Raw genomic sequence first — 19,131 nt, forward strand, 5'->3', positions numbered from 1 at the left:
GTACCGTGGGGAACCATGGCACAGACTCGGCAGACGCGTCCCTCGACGCGCTCGTCGGCCAGCAACGCGTCCGGCGGACGCGGCGGCCAGGGCGCGCGCGGGGGACAGGGGAAGGGCAACCCTCCCAAGAAGAAGGCACCCGCCGCCCTGCGCGGCGCGCGCAAGGCGGCCGAGGGCACGGCGAGCGCGATCGGCTCGGGTGTCCGGGGCATCGGCCACGGCGCCCGCGACGTGAGCCCCGCGGTGCGCCGCGACGGCCTCGCGATCGCGCTCATCATCGTCGCGATCATCGTCGCGTCCCGCGAGTGGTTCCACCTGCCCAGCTGGGCGGGGACGGCGATCCACTGGCTCGCCGCCGGCACGTTCGGCGTGCTCGCGATGGGCCTGCCCGTGGTGCTGCTCATCATGGCCATCCGCCTCATGCGCGCCCCGCAGGAGGAGGCCGCCAACCACCGCATGACGCTCGGCGCGTTCATGCTGGGCACGCTCGTGTGCGGCATCATCCACGTCGCGCACGGCGAGCCCAGCCCCAGCGCGAACCTCGAGGAGCTCCAGGGCTCCGGCGGCATCCTGGGCTGGGCGATCGGCACCCCGCTGTCGCTGCTGGTGTCCGCGCCGCTCGCGATCGTCGTCATGTCGCTGCTGTCGCTGCTGGCCGTCCTCATCATCACGGGCGTGTCGCTGCGCGAGGCCGCCGAGTGGTTCCGCGAAGTCGCGAGCCACGCCCGCGGCGAGGAGGCCCCGGCGGAGGACGAGGAGCTCGACCTGCCCGAGCACCGCACGCTCGAGCGGCCCAGCACCTCCACCCACGTGCCCACGCGTGCGGGCCGGCGACCCAACATCTTCGCGGGCCTCATCGAGCGCGTGATCGCGGGCCGCCGCGACCACGTCCGCGACACCGGCCTGGACTCGTACGAGGCGGACGAGGCCTTCGCCTCCGCCGCGACCGTCGAGCGCACCGACTTCGACCGCCTCATCGCTCCCGACGCGCCCGTCACCGAGCGCCTGTCGCCCTACGACGGCGCGGCCGAGGAGGCCGCGACGCCCGCGCAGGGCACGCCGGCCGCCACGCCGGTGGGCCGGCGCGCGACGGCCCCGGCGGGACCGCCGGCCCCGGCCCCTGCATCGTCCCTGGGAAGCCCCGCACCCGGCCCCACCAGCGTCCTTCCCACGGAGGACGTGGACACGGCCGCCCTGGAGGTGGACGACGTGGACACGGCGGCCCTGGCGATGGACGATGCGCCGGGCGGCCCGGTCGCGCCGCCCGCCACGTCCGTGGTGCCGCGCGGCGAGCAGGGCGTGCTCGAGAACTCCAACCCCTACGTGCTGCCGTCGATGGAGATGCTGGTCCACGGCGCGCCCCACAAGGAGCGCTCCGCCGCGAACGACCGCGTGGTGGCCGCGCTCACCACGGTGCTCGAGGAGTTCGGCGTCAACGCGGAGGTCACCGGCTTCACGCGCGGCCCCACGGTCACGCGCTACGAGGTCGAGCTGGGCCCCGGCGTCAAGGTCGAGAAGATCACGCAGCTCAACAAGAACATCGCGTACGCGGTGGCGAGCGCGGACGTGCGCATCCTGTCGCCCATCCCCGGCAAGTCCGCGATCGGCATCGAGATCCCCAACGTGGACCGCGAGACCGTGGTGCTGGGCGACGTGCTCCGCTCGCAGGTGGCGCAGCGCAACGACCACCCGATGGCGATCGGCATCGGCAAGGACGTCGAGGGCGGCTACGTCATGGCCAACCTGGCGAAGATGCCGCACCTGCTGGTCGCGGGTGCGACCGGCGCCGGAAAGTCGGGCTTCGTCAACTCCCTCATCACCTCGATCCTCATGCGCGCGACGCCGGACGAGGTGCGCATGGTGCTGGTCGACCCCAAGCGCGTCGAGCTCACCATCTACGAGGGCATCCCGCACCTCATCACCCCGATCATCACCGACGCGAAGAAGGCCGCGCAGGCCCTCGAGTGGGTGGTGAAGGAGATGGACATGCGCTACGACGACCTGGCGCTGTTCGGCTACAAGCACATCGACGACTTCAACAAGGCGGTGCGCGCCGGCAAGGTGAAGCCGCTGCCGGGCTCCAACCGCGTCATCAAGACGTACCCGTACCTGCTGGTGATCGTCGACGAGCTCGCGGACCTCATGATGGTCGCGCCGCGCGACGTCGACGAGTCCATCCAGCGCATCACGCAGCTCGCGCGTGCGGCCGGCATCCACCTGGTGCTCGCGACGCAGCGCCCGTCCGTCGACATCATCACGGGAACCATCAAGGCGAACGTGCCCTCGCGCCTGGCCTTCGCCACCAGCTCGCTCGCCGACAGCCGCGTGGTGCTCGACACCCCGGGCGCGGAGAAGCTGATCGGCCAGGGCGACGCCCTGTTCCAGCCCATGGGCGCCTCGAAGCCGTTCCGCGTGCAGGGCTCGTGGGTGACGGAGACGGAGATCCACGCCGCGGTCGAGCACTCCAAGCGCCAGGCCGACCCCGAGTACCGCGACGACGTCACCCAGGCGTCGGGCAGCGGCCCCGCGGTGGCCGAGGACATCGGCGAGGACCTCGACGACCTGCTCCAGGCGGCCGAGCTGGTCATCACCACGCAGCTCGGGTCGACCTCGATGCTCCAGCGCAAGCTCAAGATGGGCTTCGCCAAGGCCGGTCGCCTCATGGACCTGCTGGAGACCAGGGAGGTCGTCGGACCGAGCCAGGGATCCAAGGCCCGTGACGTATTGGTCACACCTGACGAACTCGCGTCCACTCTTGCTGTCCTCCGTGGAGAGTCCTCCGCTACGGTTTTGCCAACCGACGCACCGAGCGAGGCTGAGGACGACGAATGGACGGATTCGTAGGGCTGTTCGACCGGCCCGCCGCGGTCGCGGCCTTCGCCGCGCTCCTGGTCGTCCTGGCCGCGGTCGCCGGCTATTCGTTCTGGCGCTCGTCGCGCGAGCGCTGCGCCCGCGAGGCCGTGGTGGCCCAGGAGGCACGGCTGCGCAGCCAGTTCGAGGCCGTCATGGCGCACACCCGCGACGGGGTGCTCATCTCGACGCTCTCGGGGGACGTCGCGCTCGTCTCGGACGTGGCCGCCGCGATCCTGGGCATCGACCCCGCGGAGGTGGTGGGCCGGCCCGTGGCGCGGCTGCCGCTGCGCGTCGTGGACGCCAAGTCCCAGCCGCTGGGCCCGGCCGAGGCCTTCACCGCATCATCCGATGGGCGCCCGCGCATCGTCGGGGTGCCGGGCCGGCGCGGCCCCGACGACGTCCGCTGGCTGCAGGTCGAGGCGCGCACCGTCCAGGACGGTCCCGAGGGTCCGCTGGTCGTGACGAGCCTGATCGACGCGGCCGGACTGCGCGAGGCCGCGGAGGCGCTGAGCAACTCCGACGCCCAGTTCCGCCGCGCGATGGAGAACGCCCCCACCGGGATGGCGCTCGTCGACCTCGAGTGGCGTCTGCTCGAGGTCAACCGGTCCTTCGCGGAGATGATGGGCTCCACCGTCGCGGCGCTGCGCGGCACCCCGTTCTCCGCGCTGTCGCACCCGCAGGACCTCCAGGCCGAGCGCGACCAGCTGCAGCGCCTCTACGACGGCCACCAGAGCCGGTTCTCGCTCGAGAAGCGATACGTGCGCGCCGACGGCAACGTCGTGTGGGCGGTGCTCGACGTCGCGCTGGTGCGCTTCGCCGGCGGCGCCCCGGACCACTACGTGGTCCAGGTGCGCGACACGACCGACGACCGCATGCACTCCGAGCTGCTCAACCACCGCGCGATGCACGACCCGCTCACGGGCCTGGCGAACCGGACGCTGCTGCACGAGGTGCTGCAGAAGATGCTGGACCAGCCCGACGCGGACGGCCGGGTGGGCGTGATCGCGATCGACCTCGACGGATTCAAGGCGCTCAACGACCGCTTCGGCCACGCGACGGGCGACACGGCGCTGGTGCACGTCGCGGGCGTGCTGCGCGCGGCGGCCGGCGGGCGCGGGACGGTGGCCCGCCTGGGCGGGGACGAGTTCGTGGTCGCGGTCCAGGGGCCGGACACCTCGAAGGCGCTGTTCGACATCGCGGCGTCCTTCCACGAGGGGCTGCGCCGCCCGCTGACCATCAAGCGCCACCAGATCCAGCTGGCCGGGTCCGTGGGGATCGCGCTGGCGGACGAGGACACGCGACCCGGCGGCGGGCCCGCCCTGCTGGGCGCCGCGGACGCGGCCATGTACCGCGCGAAGGCGACGGGCCGCAACCGCACGGAGGTCTACGAGCCGTCCATGCGCACCCGTTCCGAGGGCGAGGAGGAGCTCGCGCAGGAGCTCGCGCGGGCGATCGACCGCGGCGAGCTGGTGCTGCACTACCAGCCCATCCTCGACCTCGCGTCGCGCCGCATGGTGGGCTACGAGGCGCTGGTCCGCTGGCACCACCCCGTCCGCGGGCTGCTGCTCCCGCCGGCCTTCCTGCCGCTCATCGAGGACCGCGGCCTCGCCACCACGCTGAGCGCCTCGCTGGTGGAGCAGGCCGCGCACTTCCTGTCCCGCCACGAATCGAAGACCTCGTGGGTGTCGCTCAACGTCACCGCGGACCAGCTGGGCGACTCCGAGTTCGCGGACCGGGTGCTGAGCGCGATCGCCCGCCACCGGATCAGCCCCCAGCGCATCGTGGTCGAGCTCACCGAGGCGTCGATCGTGGCGCCCAACACGCGCATCCGCCACGAGCTCACCGAGCTGCGCAACGCCGGCGTGCCCATCCTGCTGGACGACTTCGGCACCGGCGTGTCGCCGCTGTCGTACCTGCGCGACCTGCCGGTCAGCGGCGTCAAGCTCGACATGTCCTTCGTCGCGGGCATCCCCGACGACCCGGCGGGCGCCCGCGTGTCGCGCGCGCTGGGAGCGCTCGCCCGGGAGCTGGGGCTCGACACGATCGCCGAGGGCATCGAGACCGAGGCGCAGGCGGAGTTCCTGGCCGACTGCGGCTGGCGCCTGGGCCAGGGCTGGCTGTTCGGCGTCGCGCAGCCGCCGGGCTCGGTGATGTCCCAGGCGGCTCAGATGAGCGACGGCCGCATCGCGCCGTGGCCCGAGGAGCACCCGCGCGAGGCCGACGCGCGCTGAGCCGTCCCGCTCAGGCCGAGGGCGTCGCGCCGCCGGTGCTCAGCCACGCCACCACCACGTCGCCGATGAGCGCGCGGTGGTGGTCGCGCAGGGCGGGATCGAGCAGATCCCGGTCGAACAGGAAACCGAACGTGTACCGGTTCGCGACCTGGAAGAAGCAGTACGCGCTGATGACCAGGTGCACGTCGAGCGCGGTCACGCCGTCCCGCACCGTGCCCTCGGCGCGGCCGCGCGCGAGGATCGTGTCGAGCAGCCCCACCGCGTCCGAGTTGATCCCGCGCAGGGATTCCAGCCGCGTGATGTGCTCGCCGCGGTGGATGTTCTCGATCGACACGAGCCGGATGAAGTCGCTGTGGTCGAGGTGGTGGTCGTACGTGCGCTCGGCGATGCGCCGCAGCGCCACGGCGGGCGGGAGGTCGCTCACCTGCACCTCGTGCTCGGCGTCGCGGATGCCCCGGTACGCCTTCTCCAGGACCGCGAGGTAGAGCTTCTCCTTGGAGCCGAAGTAGTAGTAGATCATCCGCTTGGTGGTCGCGGTGCGCTCGGCGATGTGATCGACGCGCGCGCCGGTGTAGCCCGAGTCCGCGAACACCTGGGTGGCGACCTCGAGCAGCTCGGCGCGGGTGCGCTCGGCGTCGCGGCGGCGGACGGGCTGCGGGGGCACGGGCGTCAGCCTAGGCGCGGGTCGGGGCGAGGACACGGTCACGCCCCCGCCAGGATGCGGCGCGGGTTGTCCACCAGGAGCGTGGCGAGCGTCCGGTCGTCCACGCCGGCGGCGCGCAGGCGGGGCAGGATCGTCGCGGGCAGGTGGTCGAGCCGCCAGTCCGGCGCGTGGGCGGCCCGCCAGGACGGGGGAGTGACGCGGCTGAACACCGCGGCGTCGTGGGACAGGACGATGCGCTCGGCGTAGCCCCGGTCCAGGAGCGCGAGCAGCGTCGCGATGCGCGCGCCGTCGTCGCCCGCGTGCGCCATCCCGAAGCGGTCGAAGCCCAGATACGAGCCGCGATCGGCGAGCCGCATGAGGTAGTCGAGGTCGCCGCTGTCCCCGCTGTGGCCGATCACCACGCGTTCGAGCGGCACCCCCAGCCGCGCGAGCAGGTCCTGCTGCGCGAGGCCTCCGCGGGCCGCGGCGTCGGAGTGCGTCGTGAGGGGCGCGCCGGTGCGCGCGTGCGCGGTTGCGGCGGCCGCGAACACCCTCGCCTGCGGGGGCGTGGGCTCCGCCCCGTCGGAGAAGACCTTGATGATCCCGGCGCGCACCCCGGTGTCGCCGATGCCGTGCTCGAGGTCGCGCACGAACAGCGCGACCAGGGGGTCGGGGCCGCCCACGAGGGAGTCTGGGCCGTGCGACAGCACCGCGGGGGGCAGGCCCGCCGCCGCATACCAGCCGGTCGCCGCGACGATCCGCAGGGGGACGCGGGAGGCGACCTCGCGCACGCGCGACACGTCGCGGCCCAGGCCGGGCACGGTGAGGTCGACCAGGGTGGACACCCCGAGCCCGGCGAGCCGGGTGAGCTCCTCCACCGCGCGCTCGATCGCCGCCGCCTCGTCCCACTCAGGATGGGGCAGGTCCGCGTCGAGCACGGGGTCGAGCACGAAGAGATGCTCGTGCATGAGCGTGGTGCCGAGGGAGTCCCCCGGCACCACGCCCATGATGGTGGGCACGTCGCTCATGCGCGTGGTGCCGGATCAGGGGGCGGTGGCGCGCATCGCCTCGTAGACCGACAGGAGCTCGCCGGTGTAGGTCTCCATGAAGAAGGCCTCGGCCTTCTCGGAGAAGGCGGCGCGGTCGACGTCGTCGACGATCTCCCACTCGTCGCCGCCGCGCCACTCGTCGAGCGTGGCCTCCTCGGACTCGGCGACGCAGGCCGTCACCTCGTCCACGGCGGTCACCACCGCGGCGGAGAGCGCCTCCTGCTGCTCCGCGGACAGCTCGTCCCACTTCGAGCTCATGATCACCAGGTTGGTGTTCTGCTGGTGGGCGGACAGGCTGAGGTAGTCCTGCACCTCGGCGAAGTTCTGCGCGACGATGTTGGTCAGCGGGTTCTCCTGGCCGTCGACCGTCCCGTTCTGGAGGGCGAGGTACAGCTCCTCGTAGGCCACCTCGGTGGCCGTCGCGCCCAGCGCCTGCGCGTTGAGCAGGTACTGCGGGGAGCCCGGGAAGCGCATGCGCACGCCCTCGAGGTCCTCGGGGGTGCGGATGGGCGCGTCGACCGTGGTGAAGTGACGGGCGCCCGCGGACCACACGCCCAGCGTCTGGACGCCGGCCGCCTCCGCGAAGCCGTCGACCAGGACCGACGACTCGTCGCTGGCCATGAAGGCCGCGATGTGCTCCGGCGAGTCGAAGCCGAAGGCGGCGTCCATGACGCTGATGGGCTCGTACACGGCGCCCAGCGCCGAGGCGCCCTGGATGTCCATGTCGATGTCGCCGGACACCACGGAGGCGATGCGGTCGGCGTCGCCGCCCAGCTGGCTGGCGGGGAAGATCTCGATGGTGAGGCCCACGTTGGCGGCCTCGACCACGTCGGCGATGACCTGCGCGCCGCAGCGGTGCTGCGGCTGGTCCTCGGTGTAGCTGTGGGCGAGAGTGATCTCGAGAGACTCCATCGAGTCGGTGGTCTCGCCGCCGTCATCGGCGGCGGCGGTGCTGCCGGTGTCGGTGTCCGTGTCGTCGGAGTCTCCCGAGGAGCAGGCAGCCAGCATCAGTGCCGGTACCGCGGCGAGAGCGATCCAGCGCACACCGTGGGGACGTCGTGCGTTCATCGTTCCTGTCCTTTCATAGGTGCCCAGTGGGCGTTTTCCCCGGCAGCCTCCGCGGCGACCAGGCCTTCCAGATCCGCGAGCATCGCTCGTCGGTCTGCAGTCTCATGGGTGAAGATCTCGAACGCGTCCGCGGCCTGGTGCAGCGCCATGCCGAGGCCGGTGAGGACGCGGCAGCCCCGCCGCCGGGCGCTCGCGACGAGCGCGGTCTCGACGGGGCGGTAGACGATGTCCGCGACGAAGGCCTGCGGCCGGAGCAGCGCCGCGTCGACCGCGGCCCCCGGGTGCGCGGCCATGCCCATCGGGGTCGCGTTGACCACGCCGTCCGCGTGCGCGAGCGCCTCCGCCACCCGGTCCAGCGCGATCGCCCGCCCGCCCGTGGCCGCGGCGAGCGCCGCGGCGCGGGACGGGTCCGCATCGGCGATCGTGAGCTCGCCCACGCGGGTCGCCAGCGCGTGCGCGACCGCCGCTCCCGCGCCTCCGGCGCCCACGAGCACCACCGCCTCGCGCGCGCAGCCCGCCAGCGCGTCGTCCATCGCCGCTCCGAAGCCGCTCACGTCGGTGTTGTGGCCGGTCCGGCGGCCGCCCGCGAGGGTGACCGTGTTGACCGCGCCGACGGCCGCGGCGGCGGGGGACAGGTCGTCGAGCAGCGGCACGACGACCTGCTTGGCGGGGTGGGTGATGTTGAGGCCGTCGTAGCCCAGCTCCTGCGCGCATCCCAGCAGGCGTTCGAGGCCCTCCGGGGTGGCCGCGGTGCGGGGGATGTCGATGGTGCGGTAGATGTACGCCATCCCGTGGCGGGCGCCCTCGAGCTCGTGCATCGCGGGGCTGAGCGACGGGCCGACGCCCTCGCCGATGAGCCCGACGAGCACGGTCCGGGGCCGGGCGGGTGCGAGGCTCACAGTCCCAGCACCCCCGGCAGCCACATGACGGTCGCGGGGAAGAGGATGATGAGCAGCGCGATCACCAGCAGCGGCACCATGAACGGCAGGGTGCCCTTGAAGACCTCGCCCACGCGTGTCTGGGACACGGACGCGGTGACGAACAGCACCGTGCCGACCGGCGGTGTGAGCAGGCCGATCATGAGGGACACGATCACCACGACGCCCAGCACGATGGGATCGACGCCGAACTGCCCGGCGATGGGCAGCAGGATGGGCACCACCAGCACCAGGATCGCGGTCGCGTCGATGACGGTGCCCAGGATCAGCATCATCACTGCGGTGAGCAGGAGGAACATCACGGGGCTCGAGGTGATGGACAGGACCGCGTCGGTGAGGATCTGCGGCAGGCGCTCCCTGGCGAGGATGTAGCCCAGCAGCGACGCGGTGGCGACGATGAGCATGATGCCGGCCGTGGTCGTCACCGCCTCCTTGACCGCGGTGATGAATCCCGCGAGGCTGAGCGAGCGCTGGACCAGTCCCACGATGACGATGAACACGACGCCCACGGCGGCGGCCTCGGTGGGAGTGAAGACGCCGCCCAGGATGCCGCCCAGGATGATGACCGGCGCGAACATCGGCAGGATCACGCCCTTGCCGGAATCGACCACCTCCCGCATGGAGAACGGCTCGGTGGTGACCTTCTCGCGGAAGCGCACCAGGAGGTACACGACGAGGCACAGGCCGATGGCGATGGCGAGCGCCGGCAGCACGGAGGCCGCGAACAGCGCCCCGGTGGAGACCGCGGCGAGGCCCGCGAAGATGACCGCGGGGATCGACGGCGGCATGACCGGCGCGACCAGGGACGACGAGGCGCTCACGCCGGTGGCGAAGCGACGGCTGTAGCCGTGGCGGAGCATCGCGGGGATCTGCACCTTGCCCAGGGCCGCCGCATCGGCCACCGCGGAGCCGCTCATCCAGGAGAACGCCAGCGACGTGCCGATCGAGACGTAGCCCAGGCCGCCGCGCACGCGGGCGAGCAGCGCGAGCGCGAACCGGAAGAACCGCTCCGCGATCCCGGTGTGGTTCGCGAGCGTGCCGAGCAGCACGAACAGTGGCACCGCGAGCAGCGGGAAGCTCGCCGCCGCGTTCGTCACCGTGCGCAGCGCGGCTCCCGCCGACTGGCCGATCACGGCCATGTAGACCAGGGACGGGCCCAGGAACGCGAAGGCGACGGGCACCCTCAGCTGGAGCAGGACGGCGATGGCGAGGGCCAGCAGCAGGAGGGTCATGACGCGGTCTCCCCGGGCATCGGGTTCATGTGGTCCTCGGCCTCCTGCTCGCGCAGGACCGGTCCGTTCACGGCCACGGAGACCGCCGCGATGGCGGAGCGGACCGTGATCGAGACGGCCCCGAGCAGCACCGGGATGTAGACCCATGACATGGGGATGCGCAGCACGGGCGACTTGACGATGCCCTGGGTGGTCACGAGCGCCCAGGCCTCGATGGTGAGGCCGACGCCGGTGGCGCACACGACGACCATCGCGAAGACCTGGACCGCGCGCACGACCATGCGGTTCGGGATCGCGTCCGCGATCTCGAGCGCGATGTGCCCGCGGGTGGACACCAGCACGCCGGCGACCACGAAGGTGAGCCACACCAGGGAGAAGCGCGAGATCTCGCCGGTCCATGCGATCTGGTCGATCGGGAGGTAGCGCTGGAGCGCCTGGAAGAACACGAGCACGAGGATGGTGAGCAGCGCGAGCGCGCCGACGGCGATCTCCGCACCCGAGACCACGGCGCCGATGCGGCGCAGCGCTGGGGGCAGTCCTCGCCGAGAGGAGGGTTCGGTCACGAGACGTCCTTGTCCGGTCCGTGGGCGCCGCGGGGTCGGCGTCCTGGGGCGAACGTACCGATTGGTACATTGCGAGCGCAAGACCCTTTTCCGGATCGTGACCGAAGCAATGTACTTGCTGTTACATTGCGAGCATGCGCACCTCGATCGCGACGGTCTGCCTCTCCGGAGGGCTGGTGGAGAAGCTCCACGCCTGCGCCGCGGCGGGCTTCGACGGCGTCGAGATCATGGATGCGGACCTGGTGGGCGCCTTCGAGTCGCCCGAGGAGATCCGGGCGCTGTGCGCCCGCCTGGGCCTGCGGATCGACATGTTCCAACCGTTCCGCGACGTCGAGGGCGTGGACCCCGTCACCTTCGCGGACACGCTGCGGCGGGCCGAGGCGAAGTTCGACGTGATGGAGCGCCTGGGCACCGACCTCATGCTCGTGTGCTCCAACGTGGGCACGGCGACCGTCGACGACGACGCGGTGGCCGCCGCGCAGCTGGGCGAGCTCGCGGACCTGGCGGCCGCGCGCGGGATCCGGCTCGCGTACGAGGCCCTCGCCTGGGGCAGGTACGTCGACGACTACCGGCGGGCCTGGCGCATCGTCCAACTGGCCGACCGTCCCAACCTGGGCACGTGCCTCGACTCGTTCCACATCCTGTCGCGGGGTCACGACCCGGCCGCGATCGAGGAGATCGACGGCGACAAGATCTTCTTCCTCCAGTTGGCCGACGCGCCCGCGCTCGACATGGACGTGCTGTCCTGGAGCCGTCACCACCGACTGTTCCCGGGCGAGGGGGCGTTCGACCTCACCGCGTTCCTGGGCCACGTGCTCGCGGCCGGGTATCGCGGGCCGTACTCGCTCGAGGTGTTCAACGACACGTTCCGGCAGACCGACGTGGGGCGCACCGCCGCGCACGCGCGCCGCTCGCTCACGTGGCTGGCCGACCGCACCGCCGCCGCGCACGACTGGGGCATCGACAGGCTTCCCGACCCGCAGCCCGCGCGCGGCATCGACTTCGTGGAGGTCGCGGGGGAGAGCCTCGACGCCGTCGACGAGATGCTGGCCCAGTTGGGGCTCACCTTCCGCGGGCGGCACCGCAGCAAGCCCGTGCGCCTGTGGAGCGCGGGCGAGGCCCGCATCATTCTCAACGAGCAGCGCCGCGACGAGGCGCCGCTGGTCGCCGGGCTGGGCCTGGTGGTGGACGATGCGCGGGTCGCCGCGGACCGGGCGCGCGCCCTGGGCGCGCCGGCCGTCTATCGACGCACCTACGCGGGCGAGCAGGAGCTGCCCGCCGTCGCCGCACCCGACGGCACCGAGGTGTTCTGGGGCGACCGGTCCGGAAGCGGCTCCTGGGTGGAGGAGTTCCTGGGCGGCGACGCGATCCCGGGCCCCCTCGACGGCGTGATCGACCACGTCAACCTGGGCTATCGCTGGCAGCACTTCGACGAGGCCGTGCTCTTCGCCGGCTCCGTGCTGGCGCTCGCGACCGAGTCGACCGCGGAGGTGCCCGGACCCATGGGGCTGGTGCGCAGCCAGGTGATGCGCACCGCGGACGGGGTGGTGCGCCTCCCCATCAACCTCGCGCCGCCCACCGCCCCGGTGCCGCCCCGGCACATCGCGATCCGCTGCGACGACGTGGTGGGCGCCGCGCGGCGGGCCAGGGCCGCGGGGCTGCGGTTCCTCAGGATGCCCGCGAACTACTACGACGACCTGGCGGCGAGGTTCGGTCCGGCGCTCGATCCGGCCCTGCTCGAGGACCTGCGCGAGCTCGACCTCTGCTACGACCGCGACGGGGAGGGGGAGTTCATCCACCTCTACACCCCGCGCGTCGGCGGCGTGTTCTTCGAGCTCGTCGAGCGCCGCGGCGGCTACGACGGCTACGGCGCGGCGAGCGCGCCGGTGCGCCTGTCCGCGCAGCGCGCGGCGGGCTGACGGGCCGGTCGGCTCAGGACTCGACGCGCGGGACCGCCGTGACGGCCTCCGCGAGGGCGGCCACCGGCTCGGTGACCTCGGGCGCGTCCCCGCCCACCGCATCGGCCACCCGCGCGTGGCGCGCGGCGACCTCGTCCGCCGTGAGCGCGCCCACGCCGTCCGCGATGTCCGCCAGCGCGTGCAGGCGGTGCCCGGACACCCGATCCACGGTCACGCCGGTCCACCCGACGTCGACCGCGGGCGCCTCGCCGGGGAACAGCTCGAAGGTCGCCGAGAGCAGCACGCCCGACGACGTCTCGGCCACGCAGCAGTGGTCGTCCTGGTTGGACAGGAAGTTGCCCAGGCCGAAGGCCGTCCACATGCCGTCTCCGCTCGGTCCGCCGGGGAGCAGCTCGATGGGCTGGGGCACGTGGGCGTGGTGTCCGATGTAGAGGTCCACCAGGCCCGACTCGGCGATCTGGGTGGCGATCGCGCGCTGCGCGTCCGTGGGGGCGGTGCGGTACTCGACGCAGCAGTGGACGGAGGCGAGCACGATGTCCGCGCCGGCGTCCCGCGCCTCCTGCGCGGCATCGATGATGGGGCGGGCGTCCGCGGCGTCGGCGTCGAAGACGTTGACCGCCCACGGCCTGCCCTCGGGCATCGGCAGCCCGTTGAGGCCGTACGTGAAGGAGATCTGGGCGACGGTCACCTGCTGGTCCCCGTCGCTCACCTCGTACATCGCGACCCGCGCGGCCTCCTCCTCGGTGCGCGCGGAGCCCGCGTGCTGGAGGCCCTCGGCGTCGAGCGCGTCGAGGGTGGCGGTGAGCCCGGCGAAGCGCTGGTCGACCGTGTGGTTCGACGCGGTCGAGCAGCCGTCCCAACCCATGCCGGCCAGGTCGCGGACCAGCTCGGGCGCCCCCGCGAACAGCGGATAGCCGGACAGCGCGACGCCCTCGGGCGCGATGGGCACCTCGAGGTGGCACAGGGCCAGGTCCGCGCCCTCGACGTACGGGGCGAAGCCCTCGAGCAGCGGGGAGAAGTCGTAGGAGTCGCCCGATGCGGCCGAGCGGTTCACGGGGCCGTGCGTGAGCACGTCGCCCGCGGCGACGAGCGTGAACCGCACCGGCTCCGGTTCGGCCGGCTCGGTCGGGGAGGGGGTCACCACCGGGGACGATGCCTCGGTCGCCGGGGAGGGCGCCGTCGCGGCCTCGACGGCCGGGCCGTCGTGGGTGCCGGGCGAGCCGGGCCACGCGGCGAGCGCGCCCGCGCCGAGTCCGGCGGCGAGCGCGACCACCGTCGCGACGAGCGCGCCGAGGCCCCTCCGCCGGGTGCGGGCATGCGTGGACGTCGTGGCGGGCATGGCCTCCAGTATGAGGGCGGCCGGGCCATCCCCCGTCATCCCCGGGGCGGACACGGCCCGCCCGCCGTCCGTCCACGGTGTGACGGGCACTACAGTGTGGGGGGTGACCTCCGCCGTTCCCAATGCGCTGACCCTCGCGCGCATCGTGGCGGTGCCCGCGGTGATCGTGCTGCTCCTGCTCGACGACGGCGCGGACGGCGCCGCCCGCTGGTGGGCGGTGGGCCTGTTCATGGCCGCCAGCGCGACCGACTACCTGGACGGCTACCTCGCCCGCAAGTGGGGCGTGGTGAGCGCGTTCGGCAAGCTCGCCGATCCGATCGCGGACAAGGCGCTCGTGCTCGGCACGCTGCTCACGCTGGTGATCGTCGACGGGCTGCCCTGGTGGCCGCTGCTCATCATCGGTGCGCGTGAGATCTGGGTCACGGTGGGCCGGCTGCTCGTCGCCTCCGGCACGGTCATCGCCGCCTCTCCGGGAGGCAAGGCGAAGACGTTCGCCCAGCTGCTCGCCCTGTGGCTGTACCTGCTGCCGGGCATGCCCGGCTGGGTCGACACGACCGCGTGGTGGGTGCTCATGGCGGCGACCGCGCTCGCGCTGGTGACCGGCATCGACTACACCGTGAAGATCCTGCGTGCGGCGCGCGCGCAGCGGGGGAGCGGGCGTGCCGCGGCCTGAGGACGTGGTCGCCCGGCTCGCCGCGCGGGGCGTCACCCTCGCGACGGCCGAGTCGCTCACCGGGGGAGCGGTGTGCTCCGCGCTCGTCTCCGTCCCCGGCGCGTCCGCGGTGGTGCGCGGCGGCGTGGTCGCCTACACCGCGGAGATGAAGGCGCGCCTGCTGGGCGTCGACCCCGACCTGATCCGGTCCGCCGGGGTGGTGTCCCCGGAGGTCGCTGAGGCGATGGCGCGCGGCGCGCGCGAGGCCACCGGCGCCACGCTCGCCGTCGCGACCACCGGCGTGGCGGGGCCCGAGCCGCACGGCGACAGCCCCGTCGGATGCGTCTGGGTGGCCGTGTCCGGGCCCGCCGGCGAGCGGAGCTCCCGCCACGACATCCCTGGTGACCGGGCCTCCGTGCGGGCGGGCGCGGTCGACGCGGCGCTGGATGCGGTGCTGGTCGCGGTCGACTCAGATGTGACCCTGCTGTAACACCGGCGCCATGGGCCCGGAACAAGGGTGCCGTATAGTGCGTTAGGTCAGGCATGAAAGAGGCCTTGACCACAGCAACGGGAGGAGGGCGCATGCCCGTGCTTCGCAACGAGATCGGTGAGGTGCTGCGCGACGCGCGCCTCAACCAGGGCAGGACCCTGCGCGACATCTCCTCCGGCGCCCGCGTCTCCCTCGGCTATCTGTCCGAGGTCGAGCGCGGCCAGAAGGAGGCGTCGTCGGAGCTGCTGGCCTCGATCTGCGACGCGCTGGACGTGCCCATGTCGACGGTGCTGCGCGAGGTCTCCGACCGCTTCGCCGCCGCCGAGGACCTCAGCGACGTCGCCATGATGACGTCCATCCCGGACACAGTCCCCGAGCTGCTCGGCTCCGTCCGCCGCTGACGGTGCGCCTCAGCGAGTTCTGGGACCTGGCGGACGCGGTCTTCGGGTCCGCGTATTCCCGCACGCTCGGGCGCGAGCTCGCGCTCACCCGGCTGGACTCGCTCACTCCCGCCGCCGCGCTCGAGGCCGGCCGCGCGCCCCGCGACGTGTGGCACGCGTGGTGCGAGGAGATGGACGTGCCGCTCGCCCAGCGCGATGGCGGCGACCGCCGCCGCCTGGTGCCGCCGCCGCGCTGAACGCGGTCGCCGCGCCGAGTCGTGCCGCCGTCACGATCTCCACAGGGACGGCGTGTCGCTTCTCTTCGAACATGCGTTCGATTAGTGTGGTCCGCAGGGCGTCGTGACGCCCGACCGTCCCTCGTGAGGGGGTGGCCGGGTGGCGATGTCGGAGGGTCGGCCTAGCGTCGTCCTCGACCGCAGGCACCGATGAACAGGCAGGGATGACATGGCACAGGGACAGGATCGCGCGAAGGCGCTCGAGGCGGCCCTCGGGCAGATCGACCGGCAGTTCGGCAAGGGCTCGGCGATGCGCCTGGGCGAGCAGCAGCGCCCGGAGATCGAGGCGATCCCCACCGGCGCCATCGCGCTCGACATCGCGCTCGGCATCGGCGGGCTCCCGCGCGGCCGCATCGTCGAGATCTACGGGCCCGAGTCCTCCGGTAAGACCACCGTCGCGCTCCACGCCGTCGCGAGCGTCCAGCGCGCCGGCGGCACCGCGGCGTTCGTCGACGCGGAGCACGCGCTCGACCCCGAGTACGCCAAGAAGCTGGGCGTCGACACCGACAACCTCGTGGTCTCGCAGCCCGACACGGGCGAGCAGGCGCTCGAGATCGCGGACATCCTGGTGCGCTCGGGCGGCATCGACATCCTGGTCATCGACTCCGTCGCGGCGCTCGTGCCCAAGGCGGAGATCGAGGGCGAGATGGGCGACAGCCACGTGGGTCTCCAGGCGCGTCTCATGTCGCAGGCGCTGCGCAAGATCACCGGCGCGCTCAACACCACCGGCACCACCGCGATCTTCATCAACCAGCTCCGCGAGAAGATCGGCGTGTTCTTCGGCAGCCCCGAGACCACCACCGGTGGAAAGGCGCTCAAGTTCTACGCCTCCGTCCGCCTCGACGTGCGCCGCATCGAGACGCTCAAGGAGGGCACCGAGCCCGTGGGCAACCGCACCCGCGTCAAGGTGGTGAAGAACAAGATGGCGCCGCCGTTCAAGCAGGCCGAGTTCGACATCCTCTACGGCCAAGGCATCTCCAAGGAGGGCGGCATCATCGACCTGGGCGTGGAGCACGGCTTCGTGCGCAAGTCGGGCGCCTGGTACACGTACGAGGGAGACCAACTGGGACAGGGCAAGGAGAACGCCCGCAAGTTCCTCAAGGACAACCCCGAGCTGGCGACGGAGATCGAGCGCAAGGTCAAGGACAAGCTCGGCATCGGCAGGAAGGCTCAGCCCGGCGAGGAGGCGGCGGCGGAGGCGCCCGCGGCACCGGCCGGCGCGCCGGCGGTCGCGCCGGCCGCCGCGCCGGCGGCCACGCCCGCGCGCGGCGGGCGCAAGAAGGCCGACTTCTAAGTGAGAGCGGACGCCGCGGGCCAGGATCCCGAGGAGCGGGCGCGCGAGATCGCGCTGCGCCTGCTCACGCACTCGGCCCGGTCCGCGGCGCAGCTGCGCGACGGGCTCGTCGCGCGGGACGTCGCACCGGACCTGGCCGACGCGCTCGTCGCGCGGTACGCCGAGGTGGGGCTCGTCGACGACGCGGCGCTCGCCGCGACCATCGTGCGCACCCGCCACGGCGAGCGCGGCCAGGCCCGCCGCGCCATCGCCCAGGAGCTGCGGCGCAAGGGCTTCTCCCAGGACGATGCGGAGCAGGCCCTCGCGCAGATCGACGGCGACGACGAGCGGGAGCGGGCGCGCGAGCTCGCGGCCGCGCGCTGGGCGCGCCTCGCCTCCCACCCGCCCGAGGTTCGCTCGCGGCGGATCGTGGCCATGCTCGGGCGCAAGGGGTATCCTCCGGGTCTCGCGTACGCGGTCGTGACAGACTTGGCGCGAGCCGAGAGCGAGGGCGGCTGACCCTCGCCTGCGGAAGGAGACGCCGTTGACCCAGTCGATCACGATCCTGGTGCTGCTCGGCGCCTCGCTGGTCGCGCTGCTGCTCGTCTTCTTCGCCCGCCGGGAGGCCCGCGAGGAGCGCGAGGCCGCCCGCCGGGAGGCCGACTCGGTCCGCGAGGAGGCCCGCAATCGCCTCGCGGAGGCGAAGCACCGCGAGCAGGAGTCGCTCGACCGCGAGAAGGAGGTCGCCTCCGATCAGCGCGCCGCCCAGCAGTACGCGCGCGAGCTCGAGGAGCGCGCCGCCGTCGTGGTGCGCGACGAGAAGCGGCTGTCCGCGGACCGCGGGCGACTCGCGGGGGAGCGCGCGGAGGCGCTCGCCGCGGCCGCCGGCCTCACGCCGGACGAGGCCCGGCGCGCGCTCACGGAGTCGATCGTCGCCGACGCGCGCGCGGACGCCGAGGTCGAGCTCCGCCGCCTGGAGAAGCGCGTCCAGGAGCGGGCGGAGGAGCGTGGCCGGGAGGTGCTCGTCGAGGCCATGCAGCGCCAGGCCGCGGCCGCCTCCGCCGCGCACTCCACCACCTGGATCGATCTCCCGAGCGAGGAGATGAAGGGCCGGATCATCGGCCGCGAGGGCCGCAACATCCGCGCCTTCGAGGCGCTCACCGGCGTCACCGTCATCGTCGAGGAGGGCGTCAACGCCGTCCAGCTGTCCTGCTTCGACCCCGAGCGCCGCGAGATCGCGGAGGTGATGCTCTCCGAGCTCATCGAGGACGGCCGCATCCAGCCCCAGCGCGTCGAGGCCGCCTACGCGCGCGCCGTCGCCGGGGCGCGCAAGCGCCATCGCGCCGCGGGACTCGACGCCCTCTCCGAGGCCAAGGTCACCGGCGTGCCCGAGGAGGTGGTCGACGCGCTCGGCCGGCTGCGCCTGCGCACCTCCTACGGCCAGACCGTGCTGGCCCACCTGGTCGAGGTCGCGCAGCTCGCGGCGGACATCGCCACCACGGTGGGGGCCGACCCCGACCTGGCACGCCGCGCGGGCCTGCTCCACGACATCGGCAAGGTCTTCAGCCACGATCGCCAGGGCACGCACGCGTCGCTCGGCGCGCGCTTCGCGCTCGAGCACGGCGAGGAGCCCGCCGTGGTCAACGCGATCGCCGCGCACCACGACGAGGTCGCGCAGGAGACCCTCGAGGCCGTGATCGTCCAGGTCGCGGACGCGGTCTCCGCCGCCCGCCCCGGCGCCCGCAACGAGGACATCGAGGGCTACGTCCACCGCATGGCCCGGCTCGAGCGGCTGGTCGCCGAGCACCACGGCGTCACCAAGGCGCTCGCCATGGCCGCGGGCCGCGAGGTGCGGGTCATCGTCGAGCCCGACGAGATCGACGACGACGGCACCAGGACCCTGGCGCGTACAATTGCTGAGCACATCAGCAAGGACTTCACGTTCCCCGGAGAGATCAAGGTGACCGTGATCCGCGAGCTTCGCGCGGACGCCGTCGCCGGTTAGAGCATGACCGACACCATCGCATCGCCCACGTACGTCGTGCGCACCCTCGGGTGCCAGATGAACGTCCACGACTCCGAGCACATGGCCGGCCTCCTCGAGGGCGCCGGCTACGCGGCCGCGCCCGCGGGCGCCGAGGTCGCCGACGTGGTCGTCATCAACACCTGCGCCGTGCGCGAGAACGCCGCGACCCGCCTCTACGG

General features: G+C 73.0%; 17 protein-coding genes and 1 pseudogene. 11 read left to right on the plus strand and 7 right to left on the minus strand.

Features of this window, described 5'->3' with window-relative positions:
- The first annotated feature begins 15 nt into the window (after positions 1-15).
- The gene (locus tag AOM03_RS00755) at positions 16-2,844 is read left to right on the plus strand and encodes an FtsK/SpoIIIE family DNA translocase (RefSeq protein WP_062377307.1); all 2,829 of its coding nucleotides are present in this window, start codon (positions 16-18) and stop codon (positions 2,842-2,844) included.
- Complete coding sequence (locus AOM03_RS00760; protein ID WP_082091991.1) at positions 2,829-5,084, plus strand: putative bifunctional diguanylate cyclase/phosphodiesterase; 2,256 nt, start codon at positions 2,829-2,831, stop codon at positions 5,082-5,084. The genes AOM03_RS00755 and AOM03_RS00760 overlap by 16 nt, the downstream gene beginning before the upstream one ends.
- Positions 5,085-5,094: 10 nt before the next feature.
- On the opposite strand, the gene AOM03_RS00765 is transcribed toward AOM03_RS00760, so the two are convergent.
- Genes AOM03_RS00765 through AOM03_RS00790 form a run of 6 tightly spaced genes read right to left on the minus strand, consistent with a single transcriptional unit; the run spans position 5,095 to position 10,577 of the window.
- Positions 5,095-5,748 (minus strand): TetR/AcrR family transcriptional regulator, encoded by a 654-nt coding sequence (locus tag AOM03_RS00765; RefSeq protein ID WP_062377309.1) that lies wholly within the window; start codon positions 5,746-5,748, stop codon positions 5,095-5,097.
- A gap of 38 nt (positions 5,749-5,786) precedes the next feature.
- Positions 5,787-6,755, minus strand: coding sequence for a phosphotriesterase family protein (locus AOM03_RS00770; protein WP_062377319.1), 969 nt, complete (start codon positions 6,753-6,755; stop codon positions 5,787-5,789).
- 15 nt (positions 6,756-6,770) lie between these two features.
- A complete protein-coding gene (locus AOM03_RS00775; protein WP_082091992.1) occupies positions 6,771-7,844 on the minus strand; it encodes a DctP family TRAP transporter solute-binding subunit in 1,074 nt (357 codons plus the stop codon).
- The gene (locus AOM03_RS00780) at positions 7,841-8,743 is read right to left on the minus strand and encodes a shikimate dehydrogenase (RefSeq protein WP_062377324.1); all 903 of its coding nucleotides are present in this window, start codon (positions 8,741-8,743) and stop codon (positions 7,841-7,843) included. Before AOM03_RS00780 ends, AOM03_RS00775 begins: the two co-directional genes overlap by 4 nt.
- Positions 8,740-10,014: a TRAP transporter large permease gene (locus AOM03_RS00785; RefSeq protein ID WP_062377326.1), complete on the minus strand. Its 1,275-nt coding sequence runs from the start codon at positions 10,012-10,014 to the stop codon at positions 8,740-8,742. The genes AOM03_RS00780 and AOM03_RS00785 overlap by 4 nt, the downstream gene beginning before the upstream one ends.
- Positions 10,011-10,577 carry a TRAP transporter small permease gene (locus tag AOM03_RS00790; protein ID WP_162197251.1) on the minus strand — a complete coding sequence of 189 codons (567 nt, stop codon included), beginning with the start codon at positions 10,575-10,577 and terminating at the stop codon, positions 10,011-10,013. The genes AOM03_RS00785 and AOM03_RS00790 overlap by 4 nt, the downstream gene beginning before the upstream one ends.
- A 134-nt stretch (positions 10,578-10,711) precedes the next feature.
- On the opposite strand from AOM03_RS00790, the gene AOM03_RS00795 reads away from it, so the two are divergent.
- A complete protein-coding gene (locus tag AOM03_RS00795; RefSeq protein WP_062377331.1) occupies positions 10,712-12,496 on the plus strand; it encodes a sugar phosphate isomerase/epimerase and 4-hydroxyphenylpyruvate domain-containing protein in 1,785 nt (594 codons plus the stop codon).
- Positions 12,497-12,509: 13 nt separating this feature from the next.
- Here the strand turns inward: AOM03_RS00795 and AOM03_RS00800 are convergent, their stop codons facing one another.
- Positions 12,510-13,835 (minus strand): CapA family protein, encoded by a 1,326-nt coding sequence (locus tag AOM03_RS00800; RefSeq protein WP_062377333.1) that lies wholly within the window; start codon positions 13,833-13,835, stop codon positions 12,510-12,512.
- 103 nt (positions 13,836-13,938) lie between these two features.
- Here AOM03_RS00800 and pgsA point away from each other — a divergent pair, with 103 nt between their 5' ends.
- The 8 genes and pseudogenes from pgsA to AOM03_RS00840 form a co-directional block, all read left to right on the plus strand.
- Positions 13,939-14,508 (plus strand): CDP-diacylglycerol--glycerol-3-phosphate 3-phosphatidyltransferase, encoded by a 570-nt coding sequence (gene pgsA / locus AOM03_RS00805; RefSeq protein ID WP_227589831.1) that lies wholly within the window; start codon positions 13,939-13,941, stop codon positions 14,506-14,508.
- A complete protein-coding gene (locus AOM03_RS00810) occupies positions 14,495-14,977 on the plus strand; it encodes a CinA family protein (RefSeq protein ID WP_156157560.1) in 483 nt (160 codons plus the stop codon). Before pgsA ends, AOM03_RS00810 begins: the two co-directional genes overlap by 14 nt.
- Positions 14,978-15,069: 92 nt before the next feature.
- Positions 15,070-15,378, plus strand: a complete 309-nt coding sequence (locus tag AOM03_RS00815; RefSeq protein ID WP_062377340.1) for a helix-turn-helix domain-containing protein — start codon at positions 15,070-15,072, stop codon at positions 15,376-15,378.
- Between the two features lie 2 nt (positions 15,379-15,380).
- Positions 15,381-15,614: a DUF3046 domain-containing protein gene (locus tag AOM03_RS00820; RefSeq protein WP_062377342.1), complete on the plus strand. Its 234-nt coding sequence runs from the start codon at positions 15,381-15,383 to the stop codon at positions 15,612-15,614.
- 208 nt (positions 15,615-15,822) lie between these two features.
- Positions 15,823-16,947 (plus strand): recombinase RecA, encoded by a 1,125-nt coding sequence (gene recA / locus AOM03_RS00825; protein WP_062377344.1) that lies wholly within the window; start codon positions 15,823-15,825, stop codon positions 16,945-16,947.
- Positions 16,948-17,445: a regulatory protein RecX gene (locus AOM03_RS00830; RefSeq protein WP_062377347.1), complete on the plus strand. Its 498-nt coding sequence runs from the start codon at positions 16,948-16,950 to the stop codon at positions 17,443-17,445.
- A gap of 25 nt (positions 17,446-17,470) precedes the next feature.
- Entirely contained in the window at positions 17,471-18,931 is a 1,461-nt protein-coding gene (gene rny / locus AOM03_RS00835) for a ribonuclease Y (protein WP_062377349.1), read from the plus strand.
- Positions 18,932-18,934: 3 nt separating this feature from the next.
- Positions 18,935-19,131, plus strand: a pseudogene (locus AOM03_RS00840) (tRNA (N6-isopentenyl adenosine(37)-C2)-methylthiotransferase MiaB); the annotation flags it as partial.

The organism is Demequina pelophila, assembly GCF_000971175.1.
GTDB classification, from domain to species: Bacteria; Actinomycetota; Actinomycetes; order Actinomycetales; family Demequinaceae; genus Demequina; species Demequina pelophila.

Excerpts from the sequence above, each read along its gene's own strand:
- recA (WP_062377344.1), top strand. The coding sequence starts at position 15,823 with ATGGCACAGGGACAGGATCGCGCGAAGGCGCTCGAGGCGGCCCTCGGG.
- AOM03_RS00795 (WP_062377331.1), top strand. The coding sequence starts at position 10,712 with ATGCGCACCTCGATCGCGACGGTCTGCCTCTCCGGAGGGCTGGTGGAG.
- AOM03_RS00785 (WP_062377326.1), bottom strand. The coding sequence starts at position 10,014 with ATGACCCTCCTGCTGCTGGCCCTCGCCATCGCCGTCCTGCTCCAGCTG.
- AOM03_RS00760 (WP_082091991.1), top strand. The coding sequence starts at position 2,829 with ATGGACGGATTCGTAGGGCTGTTCGACCGGCCCGCCGCGGTCGCGGCC.
- AOM03_RS00775 (WP_082091992.1), bottom strand. The coding sequence starts at position 7,844 with ATGAACGCACGACGTCCCCACGGTGTGCGCTGGATCGCTCTCGCCGCG.
- AOM03_RS00815 (WP_062377340.1), top strand. The coding sequence starts at position 15,070 with ATGCCCGTGCTTCGCAACGAGATCGGTGAGGTGCTGCGCGACGCGCGC.
- AOM03_RS00770 (WP_062377319.1), bottom strand. The coding sequence starts at position 6,755 with ATGAGCGACGTGCCCACCATCATGGGCGTGGTGCCGGGGGACTCCCTC.
- AOM03_RS00755 (WP_062377307.1), top strand. The coding sequence starts at position 16 with ATGGCACAGACTCGGCAGACGCGTCCCTCGACGCGCTCGTCGGCCAGC.
- AOM03_RS00800 (WP_062377333.1), bottom strand. The coding sequence starts at position 13,835 with ATGCCCGCCACGACGTCCACGCATGCCCGCACCCGGCGGAGGGGCCTC.